We start from the raw sequence: 430 nt of genomic DNA on the forward strand, positions 1-430 counted from the left end.
GCGCTGGCGTGGATGACGATTTCGTTCCGCCGCAACGTGGTGGGGCCGTTTGTCAACGCCACGCGGCTGATCGACGGGATTGCGCGAGGCAACTTGAGTGTGCACATCCCGACCGACTTTGCGCGGCGCGAGATCCGAGCGATGTTCGACGCGATCCGCGTGCTGCGCATCAATAGCATCGAGCGCCGCCGGCTGGAGGTGGAACGCGCGCACCTGATGCAGGAACTCTCGCGCATGGCCGAGACCGACCCGCTCACCCAGTTGCTCAACCGTCGCGCCTTTGAGGACCGCGCCGGCGCGATGTGCAAATCGCCGCAGCCGAAGGCGCGGCTCATTGCACTGATCATGTTCGACATCGACCACTTCAAGCGCATCAACGATACATACGGCCACGCCGTGGGCGATGAAGCGCTGCGCACCGTTGCAAGAC

1 protein-coding gene is annotated in these 430 nt (G+C 64.2%); it reads left to right on the top strand.

What is annotated here, in order from left to right; genetic code table 11:
- Positions 1-430: GGDEF domain-containing protein (locus KDL01_RS47265; RefSeq protein WP_212534305.1), on the top strand; the 430-nt coding region annotated here is incomplete at both ends.

Source organism: Actinospica durhamensis (assembly GCF_018139695.1).
Taxonomy (GTDB): domain Bacteria; phylum Actinomycetota; class Actinomycetes; order Streptomycetales; family Catenulisporaceae; genus Actinospica; species Actinospica durhamensis.